The 14065-nt window shown below is 68.1% G+C and carries 13 protein-coding genes; 9 read left to right on the forward strand and 4 right to left on the reverse strand.

The window, feature by feature from the left end:
* Positions 1-85: 85 nt before the first annotated feature.
* From hydA to purM, 3 genes are all read right to left on the reverse strand, one after another.
* Positions 86-1522 (reverse strand): dihydropyrimidinase, encoded by a 1437-nt coding sequence (hydA, locus tag AC3WRI_RS26260; RefSeq protein ID WP_010815020.1) that lies wholly within the window; start codon positions 1520-1522, stop codon positions 86-88.
* Positions 1523-1570: 48 nt separating this feature from the next.
* A complete protein-coding gene (locus AC3WRI_RS26265; protein WP_010815021.1) occupies positions 1571-2899 on the reverse strand; it encodes an MFS transporter in 1329 nt (442 codons plus the stop codon).
* Positions 2900-3234: 335 nt separating this feature from the next.
* Entirely contained in the window at positions 3235-4287 is a 1053-nt protein-coding gene (gene purM, locus AC3WRI_RS26270) for a phosphoribosylformylglycinamidine cyclo-ligase (RefSeq protein WP_011615979.1), read from the reverse strand.
* A 194-nt stretch (positions 4288-4481) separates the two neighbouring features.
* On the opposite strand from purM, the gene AC3WRI_RS26275 reads away from it, so the two are divergent.
* From AC3WRI_RS26275 to AC3WRI_RS26315, 9 genes are all read left to right on the forward strand, one after another.
* Positions 4482-5552: an AI-2E family transporter gene (locus AC3WRI_RS26275; protein ID WP_010815023.1), complete on the forward strand. Its 1071-nt coding sequence runs from the start codon at positions 4482-4484 to the stop codon at positions 5550-5552.
* A 44-nt stretch (positions 5553-5596) separates the two neighbouring features.
* Positions 5597-6304 carry a DnaA regulatory inactivator Hda gene (gene hda / locus AC3WRI_RS26280; protein WP_010815024.1) on the forward strand — a complete coding sequence of 236 codons (708 nt, stop codon included), beginning with the start codon at positions 5597-5599 and terminating at the stop codon, positions 6302-6304.
* A gap of 92 nt (positions 6305-6396) precedes the next feature.
* A complete protein-coding gene (locus tag AC3WRI_RS26285) occupies positions 6397-7071 on the forward strand; it encodes a histidinol-phosphatase (RefSeq protein ID WP_058697802.1) in 675 nt (224 codons plus the stop codon).
* 1 nt (position 7072) lies between these two features.
* On the forward strand, positions 7073-8614 hold the full coding sequence (pcnB, locus tag AC3WRI_RS26290) for a polynucleotide adenylyltransferase PcnB (RefSeq protein WP_011615981.1): 1542 nt from the start codon (positions 7073-7075) through the stop codon (positions 8612-8614).
* Positions 8615-9154 carry a 2-amino-4-hydroxy-6-hydroxymethyldihydropteridine diphosphokinase gene (gene folK / locus AC3WRI_RS26295; protein ID WP_010815027.1) on the forward strand — a complete coding sequence of 180 codons (540 nt, stop codon included), beginning with the start codon at positions 8615-8617 and terminating at the stop codon, positions 9152-9154. It abuts the gene before it with no gap.
* Between the two features lie 56 nt (positions 9155-9210).
* A complete protein-coding gene (locus AC3WRI_RS26300; protein ID WP_010815028.1) occupies positions 9211-9852 on the forward strand; it encodes a deoxynucleoside kinase in 642 nt (213 codons plus the stop codon).
* 99 nt (positions 9853-9951) lie between these two features.
* The gene (gene panB / locus AC3WRI_RS26305) at positions 9952-10773 is read left to right on the forward strand and encodes a 3-methyl-2-oxobutanoate hydroxymethyltransferase (RefSeq protein ID WP_010815029.1); all 822 of its coding nucleotides are present in this window, start codon (positions 9952-9954) and stop codon (positions 10771-10773) included.
* 4 nt (positions 10774-10777) lie between these two features.
* The gene (locus AC3WRI_RS26310) at positions 10778-11476 is read left to right on the forward strand and encodes an ABC transporter permease (RefSeq protein ID WP_010815030.1); all 699 of its coding nucleotides are present in this window, start codon (positions 10778-10780) and stop codon (positions 11474-11476) included.
* Positions 11473-12171 (forward strand): ATP-binding cassette domain-containing protein, encoded by a 699-nt coding sequence (locus AC3WRI_RS26315; protein WP_010815031.1) that lies wholly within the window; start codon positions 11473-11475, stop codon positions 12169-12171. Before AC3WRI_RS26310 ends, AC3WRI_RS26315 begins: the two co-directional genes overlap by 4 nt.
* Positions 12172-12180: 9 nt before the next feature.
* On the opposite strand, the gene pabB is transcribed toward AC3WRI_RS26315, so the two are convergent.
* A partial coding sequence (gene pabB, locus AC3WRI_RS26320) for an aminodeoxychorismate synthase component I (RefSeq protein WP_492294370.1) occupies positions 12181-14065 on the reverse strand: 1885 nt, incomplete at its 5' end.

A 14065-nucleotide genomic window follows, 5' to 3' on the forward strand; every position in this document is an offset into this window, starting at 1 on the left:
CCGCGTCGCCGCGATAGTGGTGGCGTCCAGGCGGTTGGTCAGTTCCATGTCAGTCGTTTCAGTCAAAGCATTGGCAAGGCTGCCGTCACAGGCTGCCGCCCGAGGTGCGATAGCGCGGCCTGGCCATCTCCGGCAGGCCGCACGGCAGGAACTGGCCGTGGCCGGCCTCGGCCAGCACCTCGCCCTCATGCGCCACCACCTTGCCGCGCACCAGCGTGGTCACCGGCCAGCCGGTCACGCGCAGGCCTTCATACGGGGTGTAGTCGACAGCATGATGCAGGTCGGCGTTGCGGATCGTCACTTCACGCTGCGGATCCCAGATCGCCAGGTCGGCATCGGCGCCGATGGCAATGGTGCCCTTGCGCGGATGCAGGCCGTAGAGCTTGGCGGGGTTGGTCGAGGTCAGCGCGACGAACTGGTTGACCGAGATGCGGCCGCCCACCACGCCAGCCGAGAACAGCAGCGGCAGCCGCGTTTCCAGGCCGGGGATGCCGTTGGGGATGTACTGGAACGGGACTTCCTTGCCGCCAGGCTTCTTGCCCTGCGCGTCTTCGTAGCGGAACGGTGCATGGTCGGACGAGAAAATGGTGAAGAGGCCGTCGGCCAGGCCGTCCCAGATCACTTCCTGGTTGCTGCGGTCGCGCGGCGGCGGGCTGCACACGCACTTGGCGCCGTGGTAGCCGGGCTGGTCGAGGTCTTCGGCAGTCAGGAACAGGTACTGCGGGCAGGTCTCGGCAAAGATCTTCATACCGCGGTTGCGCGCCCAGCGGATCTGCTCCACCGCTTCCTTGCCCGATACATGGACGATCAGGATCGGCACGTCGACCAGCTCCGAGAACGTGATGGCGCGGTGCGTGGCCTCGCGCTCGATCGCCATCGGCCGGGCCAGCGCGTGAAACTTCGGCGCGGTGTTGCCCGCCGCTTCCAGCTTCTCGGTCAGCCAGGCGATGCAGTCCGAGTTCTCGGCATGCACCATCACCAGCGCGCCCTCCTGGCGCGCCACCGACAGCACCTCAAGGATCTCGCGGTCGTTCAGCTTGAGGTCGTCGTAGGTCATGTAGACCTTGAACGACGAATAGCCCTCGCGGATCAGCCCCGGCAGTTCGTCCTGCAGCACCGCCTCGGTAGGATCGGCCACGATCAGGTGGAAGGCGTAGTCGACCACAGTCTTGCCATCGGCCCGCTGGTGGTAGTCGTTCACCGCGGCGCGCAGCGAATGGCCCTTCTCCTGCGCGGCGAACGGGATCACGGTAGTGGTTCCGCCGCAGGCCGCCGACACCGAGCCGGTGCCGAAGTCGTCAGCCATCCTGAGGCCGTCCGGCATCGGCTGGTCCAGGTGGCAGTGCGCATCGACGCCGCCCGGCAAGACCAGCTTGCCGCTGGCGTCGATGGTCTGCGCGGCCTCGCCCAGGTCGTGGCCGAGCTGTACGATGCGCCCGCCGGCGATGCCGATATCGCACTGCATGGTGTCGCTGGCGGTCACGACGGTGCCGTTGCGGATGATCAGGTCGAACTGTTTCACGATACTGCTCATGAGAAGATTGTTACTGCCGCTCACCGTGGTCCGCATTCAGCGGTCCGCGTCGGACAGGTGCATGCGATTGGTTTCCCGCGCGGCCGCCGCGGCGATTGCGATCAGCGCGCACACCGCCGCCAGGTACAGCGCAACGGGCGCGGTGCTGCCGAAGCGGTCGAGCAGGCCCACCGCGATCAGCGGGGCCAGCGCGCCGCCGAACACACCGGCGAACTGGAAGCCGAGCGAGGCACCGGTCACGCGCACCCGGGTGGCGAACAGCTCCGGCAGGAACGACGCCAGCGGCGAGAACATGAACGACACCAGCACCATGCCGACGAACGAGGCCAGCATGATCAAAGCCGGGCTGCCGGTCTTGACGAGCGTGAAGAAGACAAAGGCCCACACCGCACCGCCGATGCCGCCGATCATCAGCACCGGGCGACGCCCGATGCGGTCGGCCAGGTAACCGGCCACCGGGATGAACAGGATCTGCGCCACCGCACCCAGCAGCACGGCATTGAGCGCGATGCTCTTGGGCAGGCCCAGCTTGGTCGGCACGAAGTACAGCAGGAACAGCGTGAACACGTAGAAGGCGATATCGCCGCCCAGCCGCGCGCCAAAGGCGATCAGCAGCTGCTTCTTGTAGTTGCGCAGCACTTCCATGATCGGCGCGCGCGCTTCGGCGTGGGATTCCTCCAGCTTCTCGAACATGCCGGACTCACGCACGTTGGAGCGGATGTAGAGCCCAACGCCCACCAGCAGCGCCGACAGCAGGAACGGCACGCGCCAGCCCCAGCTCAGGAAGGCTTCTTCCGAGACCTGCCAGGTCACCAGCGCGAATACGCCGTTGGCAAGCAGCAGGCCGATCGGCGCGGCGAGCTGCACCAGGCTGCCGAGGATGCCGCGCCTTTTCCCTTCAGGGTCGAGCTCGTTGACCATGATCGCCGCCCCGCCCCATTCGCCGCCCAGCGCCAGGCCCTGCACCACGCGCAGCAGCACCAGCAGCACCGGCGCCAGCGCGCCCGCGGCGGCATAGGTCGGCAGCAGGCCGATACCGAAGGTGGCCAGGCCCATCATCAGCAGCGTAATGATCAGGATGGACTTGCGCCCCATCTTGTCGCCGAAGTGGCCGAAGATCGCCGCGCCCAGCGGCCGCGCCACGAAGGCAACGCCGTAGCTGGCAAAGGACAGAAGCGTCGCGGTCAGCGGGTCGCTCTGCGGGAAAAACAGCTTGGGGAAGACCAGCGCGGCGGCCGATCCGTAGATGAAGTGGTCGTAGAACTCGAGCGTGGTGCCGGCGAGGCTGGCCCCCGCGACGCGCGCGACGGACTGCTTCTGGGCCGACGCGCCTTTTGCCGCTGCGTCGATGCTGACTGCTTGCATGGTGGATCCTCCAATGGTCCTGGCCTGCCCCCAGCGCCGCCGGTGGTTGCCGGCATCGCGCGGAGGCGTTGTCTCCGGACGCGGCATACGTGTGCCGCGTCTTTGCTCAGTACATTAGGCGATAAACCGCCATACAATCAAGCAAAATATTGTTTATCAGACTTGGTGCAGATGCATGCTGGATTTTGGTGCGATGCACGAAAACGGGACTCGGGCAGCGCAGGGCACAAAGCCGGTGTGAGCCTTTGGGTAAACCCTTATGAGCCGTACGCAGGACGAAAAAAAAGCGCATGCCCTAAGGCATGCGCCGTTCTTGCCGGAAGGCTTCGGTGTCGTCAGACCACGATGGTCTGCGCCTCGCCCTCGGCGCGTTCGCGGATCTCACCGATCTGCCACACGGCCTCGCCGGCCGCTTGCAGGTGGCGGATGGCGCGTTCAGCGTCTTCCTTGGCCACGATCACGACCATGCCGATGCCGCAGTTGAACACGCGGTGCATTTCGTCGTCGGCCACGCGGCCCTGCGCCTGCAGCCACTGGAACAGCGGCGGCAGCGTCCAGGCATCGCGCTTGAGCACGGCGGTGACGTCCTGCGCCAGCACGCGCGGCACATTCTCGGTCAGGCCGCCGCCGGTGATATGGGCCATGCCCTTGACCGGCAGGGTTTCGATCAGCGACAGCAGCGGCTTCACGTAGATGCGCGTCGGCGCCATGATCGCGTCCTGCAGGCGCTGGCCGTGGAAGTCGGCGTTCAGGTCCGGCCTGGCCACTTCGATGATCTTGCGCACCAGCGAGTAACCGTTGGAGTGCGCGCCCGACGAAGCCAGGCCAAGCACCACGTCGCCCGGGGTGATGGTGCTGCCGTCGATGATCTTCTTCTTTTCGACCGCACCGACGGCAAAGCCGGCCAGGTCGTATTCGCCGTCCGGGTACATGCTGGGCATTTCGGCGGTTTCGCCGCCGATCAGGGCGCAGCCGGCCAGTTCGCAACCGCGGGCGATGCCCTGGATCACGGTGGCGGCGGTGTCCACGTCCAGCTTGCCGCAGGCGAAGTAGTCGAGGAAGAACAACGGCTCGGCACCCTGCACCAGGATGTCGTTGACGCTCATGGCGACCAGGTCCTGGCCGACGGTGTCATGGCGGTTGAGCTGGAACGCAAGCTTGAGCTTGGTGCCCACGCCGTCGGTGCCCGATACCAGCACCGGCTCCTGGAACTTCTTCGACAGTTCGAACAGCGCACCGAACCCGCCGATGCCCGCCATCACGCCTTCGCGCATGGTGCGCTTGGCAAACGGCTTGATGCGGTCGACCAGTGCGTCGCCGGCATCGATATCAACACCGGCGTCGCGGTAGGAAAGGCCTGCCTGGCCGGCGGTCGGGGATGCGCTCATGGGAACCTGCTTGTCCTGGAGGAAATAAAGTGAGGAATCCGGCGCTCGGGCCACCGCGGCTTCCGTTGCTTGGCATCGGAACGCGGGCGCGAGTCCAGTAGAATTGCAATTTTAACGGATAGAGGCCCCCCGCTTCCAGTTTCCGGCGAGATTCCGCCGCAAACGGCGCAGTCGCCCGTCCTTCCCAACTATTGATGAATGCCCCGCTGTTGAACCAAGAGGCCAAGCGTATCCTGCTCTGGGTCGTCGTGGCCGTCGCGCTGTTCGCCGCCATCATCGCGCTGGCGCCGGTGCTGACGCCGTTCCTGTTCGCGTTCATCTTCGCCTATGTCCTGAACCCGGGCGTGGACTGGCTGCAGCGCCGCCGGGTGCCGCGCGCAGTCGGCGTGACGCTGATGATCCTGCTGCTGACGGTGATCTGCGTGATGCTGGTACTGCTGGCAATCGCGGTGCTGCAACGCGAGATCCCGCAGATCCGCGAACAGTTGCCGATCCTGCTGAAGAAGCTCAACTCCGTGGTCTCGCCCCGGCTGGCGGAGTTCGGCGTGCGCATCCGCTTTGACTTCCCGGGCCTGCGCAACATGCTGTCGGACCGCTTCTCGGCCAGCCCGGAAGACCTGCTGGTGGTGTTGCTGAACTACGTCAAGATGTCGGGCTCGGCGCTGATCACGGTGGCCGGCATCGTCTTTATCGTGCCCATCGTCATGTTCTACCTGATGATGGACTGGCACATGGTGATGCGCCGCATCGAGGGCGTGGTGCCGCGCCGCTGGGTGCCCAAGGTGCGCGAACTGACCAACGAGACCGACGCGCTGCTGTCGCAATACCTGCGCGGCCAGATCCTGGTGATGGTGATCCTGGCGGCGATCTACTCGATCGGTCTGACCATCGCCGGCTTCGATATCGGCGTGCCGGTCGGGGTCTTCACGGGACTGGCGGTGTTTATCCCGTATATTGGCTTTGGTGTCGGGCTGGTCATGGCGATCCTGGCCGCGCTGCTGCAGTTCGGCAACTGGTACGGGCTGGCCGCGGTGGCGGTGGTCTACGGCTTCGGCCAGTTTATCGAGAGCTTTTACCTGACCCCGCGCCTGGTGGGCGAACGCATCGGCCTGCACCCGCTGGTGGTGATCTTCGCGCTGCTCGCCTTCGGCCAGCTGTTCGGCTTCTTCGGCGTGCTGCTGGCGCTGCCGACCTGTGCCGTGCTGCTGGTCGGTGCGCGGCAGCTGCGGCGGGTTTACCTGGCCAGCGACCTGTACCGAAAATAACGGCTGCCCCACTGCTGCCCACACCCGCAAGTTAGCCATACGTCATGTCCCCGCGTCCCAAGCAACTGTCGCTCGAGCTGGGCAGCCCGCCGCCTTCGACCTTCGAGAATTTCGTGGTGGCATCCAACCGCGAAGCGGTGCAGCGCCTGCGCGAACTGCCCGCCGCGCTCGCCCAGGAGCACGCCAGCGACCGGCTGGTCTACCTGTGGGGCGAGGTCGGCTGCGGCCGTACCCACCTGCTGCACGCGCTATGTGAGGCCGGGCCGCAGCACGGCATCCGCAGCCGCTACCTGAGCCCACACCACCCGCTGTCGGACTTCCTGTTCGACCCGTGGTGCCAGCTCTACACCGTCGATGACGTCGAGCTGCTGGATGAAGCGCGCCAGATCGCGGTGTTTTCGCTCTACAACGAGGTGCGCGCCCACGTGCGCACCGCGCTGGTGGTGGCCGGCGGCCTGGCCCCGCGCGCGATGCCGGTGCGCGAAGACCTGCGCACGCGCCTGGGCTGGGGCCTGGTGTACCAGGTCGCGCCGCTGTCGGACGACGACAAGAAGGCCGCTGTGCTGCATGCGGCACGCGAGCGCGGCCTGCAGCTGTCGCCGGAGATTACGCACTGGCTGGTGACGCGGCATTACCGCGACATGCCAAGCCTGATGGCGCTGCTGGACGCGCTCGACACCTACTCGCTGGAACGCAAGCGGCCGGTGACGCTGCCGCTGCTGCGTGAAATGTTTGCTGAATTCCGGGATTAGCGCCGGATCGGCGCCCATACCGCACCCAATGCGGCCCCGGCGCCTGCCTGCCTGCCCGCCCGACCTCTCGCCTTAAGGTAAAATCGCCGCCCATGAATCTGGCACTCTTTGACCTCGACCACACCCTGATCCCGACCGACAGCGACCATGAATGGGGCCGCTTCCTGGTCCGCCTGGGCGTCGTCGACGAGGAAACCTACCGGCAGAAGAACGACGAGTTCTACGGCCACTACAAAGCCGGCACCCTCGATATCCAGGCCTTCCTGCGCTTTGCGCTGGCGCCGCTGGCGGCCAACCCGCGCGACCGGCTCGATGCCATGCGGGTGCGCTTCATGCACGAGGTGATCGACCCGGTGATCACGCCGCAGGCGCGCGCGCTGGTCTACAAGCACCTGGAAGCCGGCGACCTGTGCGCCGTGGTGACCGCCACCAACAGCTTTGTCACCGCGCCGATTGCCGCGGCCTTCGGCATCAAGCACCTGATCGCCACCGAGCCCGCCACCATCGACGGCAAGCCGGAAAGCCAGTTCACCGGCGAGGTCCACGGCGTGCCCAGCTTCCGCGAAGGCAAGATCACCCGCGTCGAATCCTGGCTCAGGAGCCAGGGCGCGCAGTGGGACCACTTCGAAACTACCACCTTCTACAGCGACTCGGCCAACGACCTGCCCTTGCTGGAAAAAGTCTCCGAGCCGATCGCCACCAACCCGGACGATCGCCTGCGCCACCACGCCGCCGCGGCCGGCTGGCGCATCATGGATCTGTTCTGACGTGATCAAGAAGCTCATTACCCGGCTGCTGGGCAAACCCAGCCCCAAGCTGCGCCGCACCGGCCGCGCCCATACGCCGCGCATCGTCGGCGCCGACGAACACCAGATCGACCCCGCGCTGCTGTCGCGCAATGCCGTCAAGGTCACCTCCACGCTGCAGCAGGCCGGCTACCAGGCCTACATCGTGGGCGGCGCGGTGCGCGACCTGCTGCTCGGCATCAAGCCCAAGGATTTTGACGTCGCGACCAACGCCACGCCCGACCAGGTGCAGGCGCTGTTCCGGCGCTCGCGCATCATCGGCAGGCGCTTCCAGATCGTGCACGTGACCTTCTACGGCGGGCGCGAGCAGGAAATCATCGAGGTCTCGACCTTCCGCGCGCTGGTCGACGCCATCGCCAGCGAAACGCTGCCCGAAGGCCGCCGCCTCAAGCGCGCCGAGCTCGACAGCAAGACCCATGCGATCGATGCCTCGGGCCGGGTGCTGCGCGACAACGTGTGGGGCTCGCAGGCCGAAGACGCGGAACGCCGCGACTTCACCATCAACGCGATGTACTACGACCCGGCCGCGCAGACCGTGCATGACTACCATCACGGCATGGAAGACATCCGCGCGCGCACGCTGCGCATGATCGGCGACCCGGTCACGCGCTACCGCGAAGACCCGATCCGGATGCTGCGCGTGGTGCGCTTCGCCGCCAAGACCAGCTTCGACATCGACGAGGCCACGCGCCACCCGATCGCCGGCCTGGCGTCGCTGATCCACAACGTGCCCAGCGCGCGCCTGTTCGACGAGATGCTCAAGCTGCTGATGTCCGGCCACGCCTGGGCCTCGCTGCAGGAGCTGCGCAAGGCCGGCCTGCACCAGGGCCTGCTGCCGCTGCTGGACGTGGCGCTGGAGCAGCCCATGGGCCAGCGCTTCGTGCAGCTGGCGCTGGACAACACCGACCGCCGCGTGCAGGCCGGCAAGCCGGTCTCGCCGGGCTTCCTGTTCGCCGCGCTGCTGTGGCACCACGTGCTGCAGCGCTGGACCAGGCTGCGCGAGGAGGGCGAGCACGCCATCGCCGCGCTGAACACCGCCATGGACATGGTGCTGGAAAAGCAGACCGGCCAGCTGGCGATCCAGCGCCGCTTTGTCACCGACATGCGCGATATCTGGGGCATGCAGCCGCGCTTTGAAAAGCGCGTGGGCCGCATGCCGTTCCGGCTGCTGGAGTCGCCGCGCTTCCGTGCCGGCTTCGACTTCCTGCACCTGCGCTGCCAGTCGGGCGAGCTGCCCGAGGAACTGGCCGCCTGGTGGCAGGACTTCCAGGACGCCGACCCGGGCGAGCGCGAGGACCTGATCGACGCGGTACGCAGCGCGCGCGGCCCTGGTGGTCAAGGCGGTCATGGCAGTCAGGGTGGCCAGGGCGCCGAGGGCGAAGGCCCGGCACGCAAGAAGCGCCGCCGGCGCGGTCCGCGGAAATCGGATAAAGTGTCTTCCCGGAGCGACACGGACGCGGGCGAGGCAGCACATGCCGGCCCCGGCCAGCCGGAGGAAACCTAAATGACGCTTGCCTTCATCGGCATCGGGGCCAATCTTGGCGATGCCCGCCAGGCCATCAAGGACGCCATCGTGTGTCTGGCCCAGCAGGTCGGCATCACGGTGCTGGCGCGCTCATCGCTCTACCGCACCGCCCCGGTCGATGCCGGCGGCGACGACTACTACAACGCGGTGGTCAAGGTGCAGACCTCGTTCACCGCGGCGCAGCTCCTGCGCATCTGCCACCACATCGAAGACCAGTTCGGCCGCGAGCGGCCGTTCCGCAACGCGCCGCGCACGCTGGACCTGGACCTGCTGCTGTTCGGCGACGAGCAGCACGACCACGAGCACCTGACGGTGCCGCATCCGCGCCTGACCGAGCGCGCCTTCACGCTGGTGCCGCTGCTGGAGCTGGACGCCGCGCTGGCCATCCCCGGGCGCGGACGCGCCGCCGACTACCTGGCCGGCGTGGGCGCGCAGCGTATCGAGAAGGTGTCCACCTGCAAGTGCCTGCGCATGCAGGCCGCCGCTGGCGAGACCGGCGATGGCGGCAGCCCTGGCTGATCCCGCCCGGCTGCGCCCGCGGCGCAGCCTTCCACCCCACTGAAGCCCGGAGCGCCATGCTCGATCACCTGCGCCGCATCGTCGTCGAAGGCCCCGTCGGATCCGGCAAGACCTCGCTGGCCCAGCGCCTGGCGCGCACGCTGCAGGCCCAGGAGCTGCCCGACAGCGCACGCCGCAGCCCCTTCCTCGAACCCTTCTACCGCGATCCCGCGCGCCATGCGCTGGCGCTGCAGCTGTGGTGCCTGACCCAGCGCGCGGTGCAACTGCAGCAATGGCAGGCGGGGGTGCTGGCCGGACAGCGCATGGTCACCAATTTCCTGATGGCCAAGGACCGGCTGCACGCGGCGCTGACGCTGTCCGACGACGAACTGGCGCTCTACGACGCCATCGCCGCACGCCTTGACCTGCCGCCGCAGCGCGCCGACCTGGTGATCGTGCTGCAGGCCACCCCGTCGCTCCTGCGCGAGCGCATCGTGCGCCGCGGCGAGCCCGGCGAGGCCGGCATCGACGAACACTACCTGCAGCGCCTGGCCGGCGCCTACGGCGAATTGTTCCACCGGTACGACGACGCCCCGGTGATGGTGGTCGACACCGCCCACTTCAATCCGGTGGACAATGATGACGATTTCCGTACACTACTGTCGCGCATCGAAAACATGCGCGGCCGCAAGGCCTTTCTCAATCTCGCTGCGCCCTGACAGGCCACGCCTGCCAGACCCAACACAATAACGACGGCTGTCGTTGCCGTGCGGGCGGCCCTCCCGGCACCGGCAAAGCCGTCCTATATGGGCACTGCCATGAGCTACCTCCTCGATCCCTCCCGCAAGACCATCACGATTCCCAAACTGCAGGCGATGCGTGACGCCGGCGAGAAAATCGCCATGCTGACCGCGTACGACTCCAGCTTCGCCGCGCTGCTCGACTACTGCGGCGTGGAAATGATCCTGGTCGGCGATTCGCTGGGCAATGTGATGCAGGGCCAGCAGACCACGCTGCCGGTCACGCTGGAACAGATGGCCTACCACACCGAATGCGCGGCGCGCGGCAACCAGACCTCGCTGCTGCTGACGGACCTGCCGTTCGGCACCTATCCCACGCCTGAGGCCGCGTTTGCCAGCGCGGTCACGCTGATGAAGGCCGGCGCGCAGATGGTCAAGCTCGAAGGCGGCGACTGGCTGGCGCCCATCGTCAAGTTCCTGGTCGAGCGCAGCATCCCGGTATGCGCGCATATCGGCCTGACGCCGCAGTCGGTGCACGCGCTGGGCGGCTTCAAGGTGCAGGGCAAGACCAACGCCGGCGCGGCCCAGCTCAAGCGCGACGCGCTGGCGCTGCAGGCCGCCGGCGCGCAGGTGGTGCTGATGGAGGCGGTGCCCGCGGCGCTGGCCGGCGAGATCACGCAATCGCTGACGGTCCCCACCATCGGCATCGGCGCGGGCGCGGACTGCTCCGGCCAGGTGCTGGTGCTGCAGGACATGCTCAATGTCTACCCGGGCCGCAAGGCCAAGTTCGTGCGCAACTTCATGGACGGCCAGACCTCGATCGAGGCAGCCGTGCGCGCCTACGTGGCCGCCGTCAAGGACGGCAGCTTTCCCGCCGCCGAGCACACCTTCTCCGCCTGAGCCGGTGGAGATCGGCACCGCCACCGCCGACGCCTTCCGCCTGCTGGCCAGCGGCGACGCTGGCCTGTGGTTCATCGTCTGGACCTCGCTGATGGTGGCGGTGCTGGGACTGGCGCTGGCCACGGTGCCGGCGATCGCCGCGGCCTGGCTGATCGCCACCCGGCAGTTCCCGGGCCGGCGTGCGGTGGTGGTGGTGGCGCAGGCTTTCCTGTCGTTCCCGACCGTGCTGGTCGGGCTGGTCCTCTACCTGCTGCTGACGCGCCAGGGCCCGCTGGGCAGCCTGCACCTGCTGTTCACGCCGGCGGGCATGGTGCTGGGGCAGGCGGTGATCGGCTTCCCGGTGGTGCTGGCGTTTGCGCTGTCGACCCTGCAGGGCGCCGACGTGCGCCTGCGCGAGACCGCCTGGGTGCTGGGCGCAGGCCGCTGGCGCACCTTCCTGACCGTGATCCGCGAGCTGCGCTTCGGGCTGATGGCGGCAGTGGTCGCCGGCTTCGGGCGCGTGATTGCCGAAGTCGGCTCGGCCCTGATGATCGGCGGCAATATCGAAGGCTCGACCCGCACCATCACCACGGCCATTGCGCTGGAAACCAGCAAGGGCGAGTTCGCCCAGGGCATTGCGCTGGGCATCGTGCTGGTGGCGCTGGCGCTGCTGGTCAATATCGGCATGGCCTGGCTGCAGGGTGCCGGAGGCTTCCGCCGATGACCCCCTCAGTTGCCCATGACCACAGCCCGCTGCTGACCGTGCGAGGGCTGGCGCGCACCATCGGCCTGCGCAAGCTCTTTGCCATCGACAGGCTGGTGATCCCGCGCGCCACCGCGATCGTGCTGACCGGCATGAACGGCGCCGGCAAGACCACGCTGCTGCGCATGCTGGCCGGGCTGGAGCCGGCACCCGGCGCCAGCGCGCAGTGGACCGACGCGCACGGCCAGGCGCACGACGCCCCCCTCTCCCCGCTGCCGCCGGCGTTGCGCCAGCGCATTGCCTACCTGCACCAGCATCCGTACCTGTTCCGCACCTCAGTGCGCGAGAACATCGCCTACGGCCTGCACGCACGCGGGATGCCGCGCGACGAGATCGCCCGCCGCGTGGGCGAGGCGCTGGGCTGGGCCGGCGTGTCGCACCTGCAGGACACCGCGCCCGAATACCTGTCAGGCGGCGAGATCCAGCGCGTGGCGCTGGCGCGCGCCAAGGTGCTGGAGCCGGAGTTGCTGCTGCTGGATGAGCCTACCTCGAGCCTGGACGGCCATGCGCGCGAACAGGTGATTGGGCTGGTCGGCGACCTGGCCGCCGAAGGCCGCACCGTGGTGATGATCTGCCACGACCGCGAGCTGATCAACCTGCCGGGCGTGGTGCGCTGGAAGCTGGGCGACGGCGTCCTGGACACGCACCACCCTTAGTCTTCAGGCTTACTGACTCAGCGTCGCCGGCATCGCGCCGCGCAAGGCGTTGACCAGGACGATGGCCTCGGCGCGCGCGAGCATCGCGCGCGTGATCACCGCTTCCGTCACCACTTCGCCGGGGGCGCCCAGGGCCGCCCCTCCCTCGTCCAGCGCCACCGCGCGCATCACGCCGGGCAGGATGTCAGCCGACAGCGGCGGCGTCAGCCAGCGGCCATCGATACGGACGAAGACCGAGCTGCGCCCGCCTTCCAGCAGTTCACCGCGCGTGTTGAAGAACAGCAGGTCAAAGCCACCGGCACGCTCGGCGGCCTGCCAGCCCGCATCGAACACTGCGCGCGCGCTGGTCTTGTGGCGGCGCAGCGGATCGGCGGCGGGTAGTGGCTCGGGGGCGATATCGATCCTGACCGGACCGGCCGGCATCGGTGCCACCGCGCCGCTGGCAAATGCGAGCGCGCCGCGCTTGTCCACGCTCATACGCAGGCGCCATGTCCCCGCGCCCAGCTGCGCTACCTGCGCGGCCACCGCGTTGCGTGCCGCATCGGCATCGAAAGCGAAGCCGAACGTATGTGCCGAAGCGCCAATGCGCGCAAGATGCCGCGCCAGGTAAAGGCACTCGCCGTCCTGCACGCGCATGGTTTCGAACAGCGTAAAACCGGGATCGTGCCGCGTCAGGAAACGCGCCTTCCAGCCGCATTCATCGAACTCCTCCGCCGCGACGCTGTCATGGACGATGCCGCCGCCCACGCCCATTTCACCCGCGCGCAGGCCGGTATCCGCGAGAGGCGCCAGTACCAGCGTGCGGATTGCCACCGACAGCGCGAACGGTCCCGCGGTGCCTTCGTCGGTTGGCGCATCGATCCAGCCGATCGCCCCGGTGTACAGCCCGCGCGGCGTGCCTTCCAGTTCGGCAATGATCTGCATGGTGCGCCGCTTGGGCGCGCCGGTGATGGAGCCGCACGGGAACAGCGCCGCCATCAGCGCGCCAAAGCGCGTGCCGGGCCGCGCCGTCGCGGTGACGGTAGAGGTCATCTGCAGCACCGCGCCAAACGGCTGCACCGCAAAGCGCTCCGGCACCGCCACGCTGCCCGGCTGCGCGATGCGCCCCAGGTCGTTGCGCAGCAGGTCGACGATCATCACGTTCTCGGCGCGGTTCTTGGCATCGGCGGCCAGCGCGGCGGCGGCCTGCGCATCGCGCACGGCATCGCCCGAGCGCGGCGCGGTGCCCTTCATCGGCCGGGTCAGCATGTGGCCCTGGCCGTCGTGGCGCACGAACAGCTCGGGCGACAGCGACAGCACCGTGGCACGATCCGGCAGGCTGGCCAGCACGCCATACGGCACCGGCTGCGCGGCGCGCAGCGCGGCATACAGCGCCACCGGGTCGCCAAAGGCATCGAAGTGCAGGCGCTGGGTGTAGTTGACCTGGTAGGTGTCGCCGGCTTCGATCCACTGGTGGATGCGGGCGATGGCATCGTCGAATGCCTCGCGGGAGGTATCGGAGGCCACGTCCATCAGGCCCGCCGGCCTGGGGTCGGCTTTCGCCTGCAGCCACGCCGTGACCGCCGCGGCATCGAGCCGGCGCAGGTTGCGGAACCACAGCAGGCGCAGCGCGCCGTCGTGGAACGGCATCGCGTTGCCGGTGTGCACCGGGGCATCGACCAGCGCGCCGCCGAATTCGTAGGGGGCAAACAGGGTGGCATGCCAGCCCTGGCGCCAGCCTTCGGCAAGCATGGTGTCGAGTTGCGCGATGTCGCTGCCGGCGGGCAAGACGTCTTCATGGATGAAGCCGGTGTAGAGGCGTGATGCGGCTTGCGCCGCCGGGGCCGTGGCGTCGTCGAGAAGGACGAAGACATCTCCTCCCCCTGGCTGGGTGCTCCCCTCGCCCGCTTGCGGG

The sequence above is a fragment of the Cupriavidus sp. FW305-27 genome (genome assembly GCF_058787995.1).

What these genes read in the sequence shown, in the direction of transcription:
- AC3WRI_RS26265 (WP_010815021.1), bottom strand. Translation starts at nt 2,899, where the DNA reads ATGCAAGCAGTCAGCATCGACGCAGCGGCAAAAGGCGCGTCGGCCCAG.
- purM (WP_011615979.1), bottom strand. Translation starts at nt 4,287, where the DNA reads ATGAGCGCATCCCCGACCGCCGGCCAGGCAGGCCTTTCCTACCGCGAC.
- AC3WRI_RS26275 (WP_010815023.1), top strand. Translation starts at nt 4,482, where the DNA reads ATGAATGCCCCGCTGTTGAACCAAGAGGCCAAGCGTATCCTGCTCTGG.
- hda (WP_010815024.1), top strand. Translation starts at nt 5,597, where the DNA reads ATGTCCCCGCGTCCCAAGCAACTGTCGCTCGAGCTGGGCAGCCCGCCG.
- AC3WRI_RS26285 (WP_058697802.1), top strand. Translation starts at nt 6,397, where the DNA reads ATGAATCTGGCACTCTTTGACCTCGACCACACCCTGATCCCGACCGAC.
- folK (WP_010815027.1), top strand. Translation starts at nt 8,615, where the DNA reads ATGACGCTTGCCTTCATCGGCATCGGGGCCAATCTTGGCGATGCCCGC.
- AC3WRI_RS26300 (WP_010815028.1), top strand. Translation starts at nt 9,211, where the DNA reads ATGCTCGATCACCTGCGCCGCATCGTCGTCGAAGGCCCCGTCGGATCC.
- panB (WP_010815029.1), top strand. Translation starts at nt 9,952, where the DNA reads ATGAGCTACCTCCTCGATCCCTCCCGCAAGACCATCACGATTCCCAAA.
- AC3WRI_RS26315 (WP_010815031.1), top strand. Translation starts at nt 11,473, where the DNA reads ATGACCCCCTCAGTTGCCCATGACCACAGCCCGCTGCTGACCGTGCGA.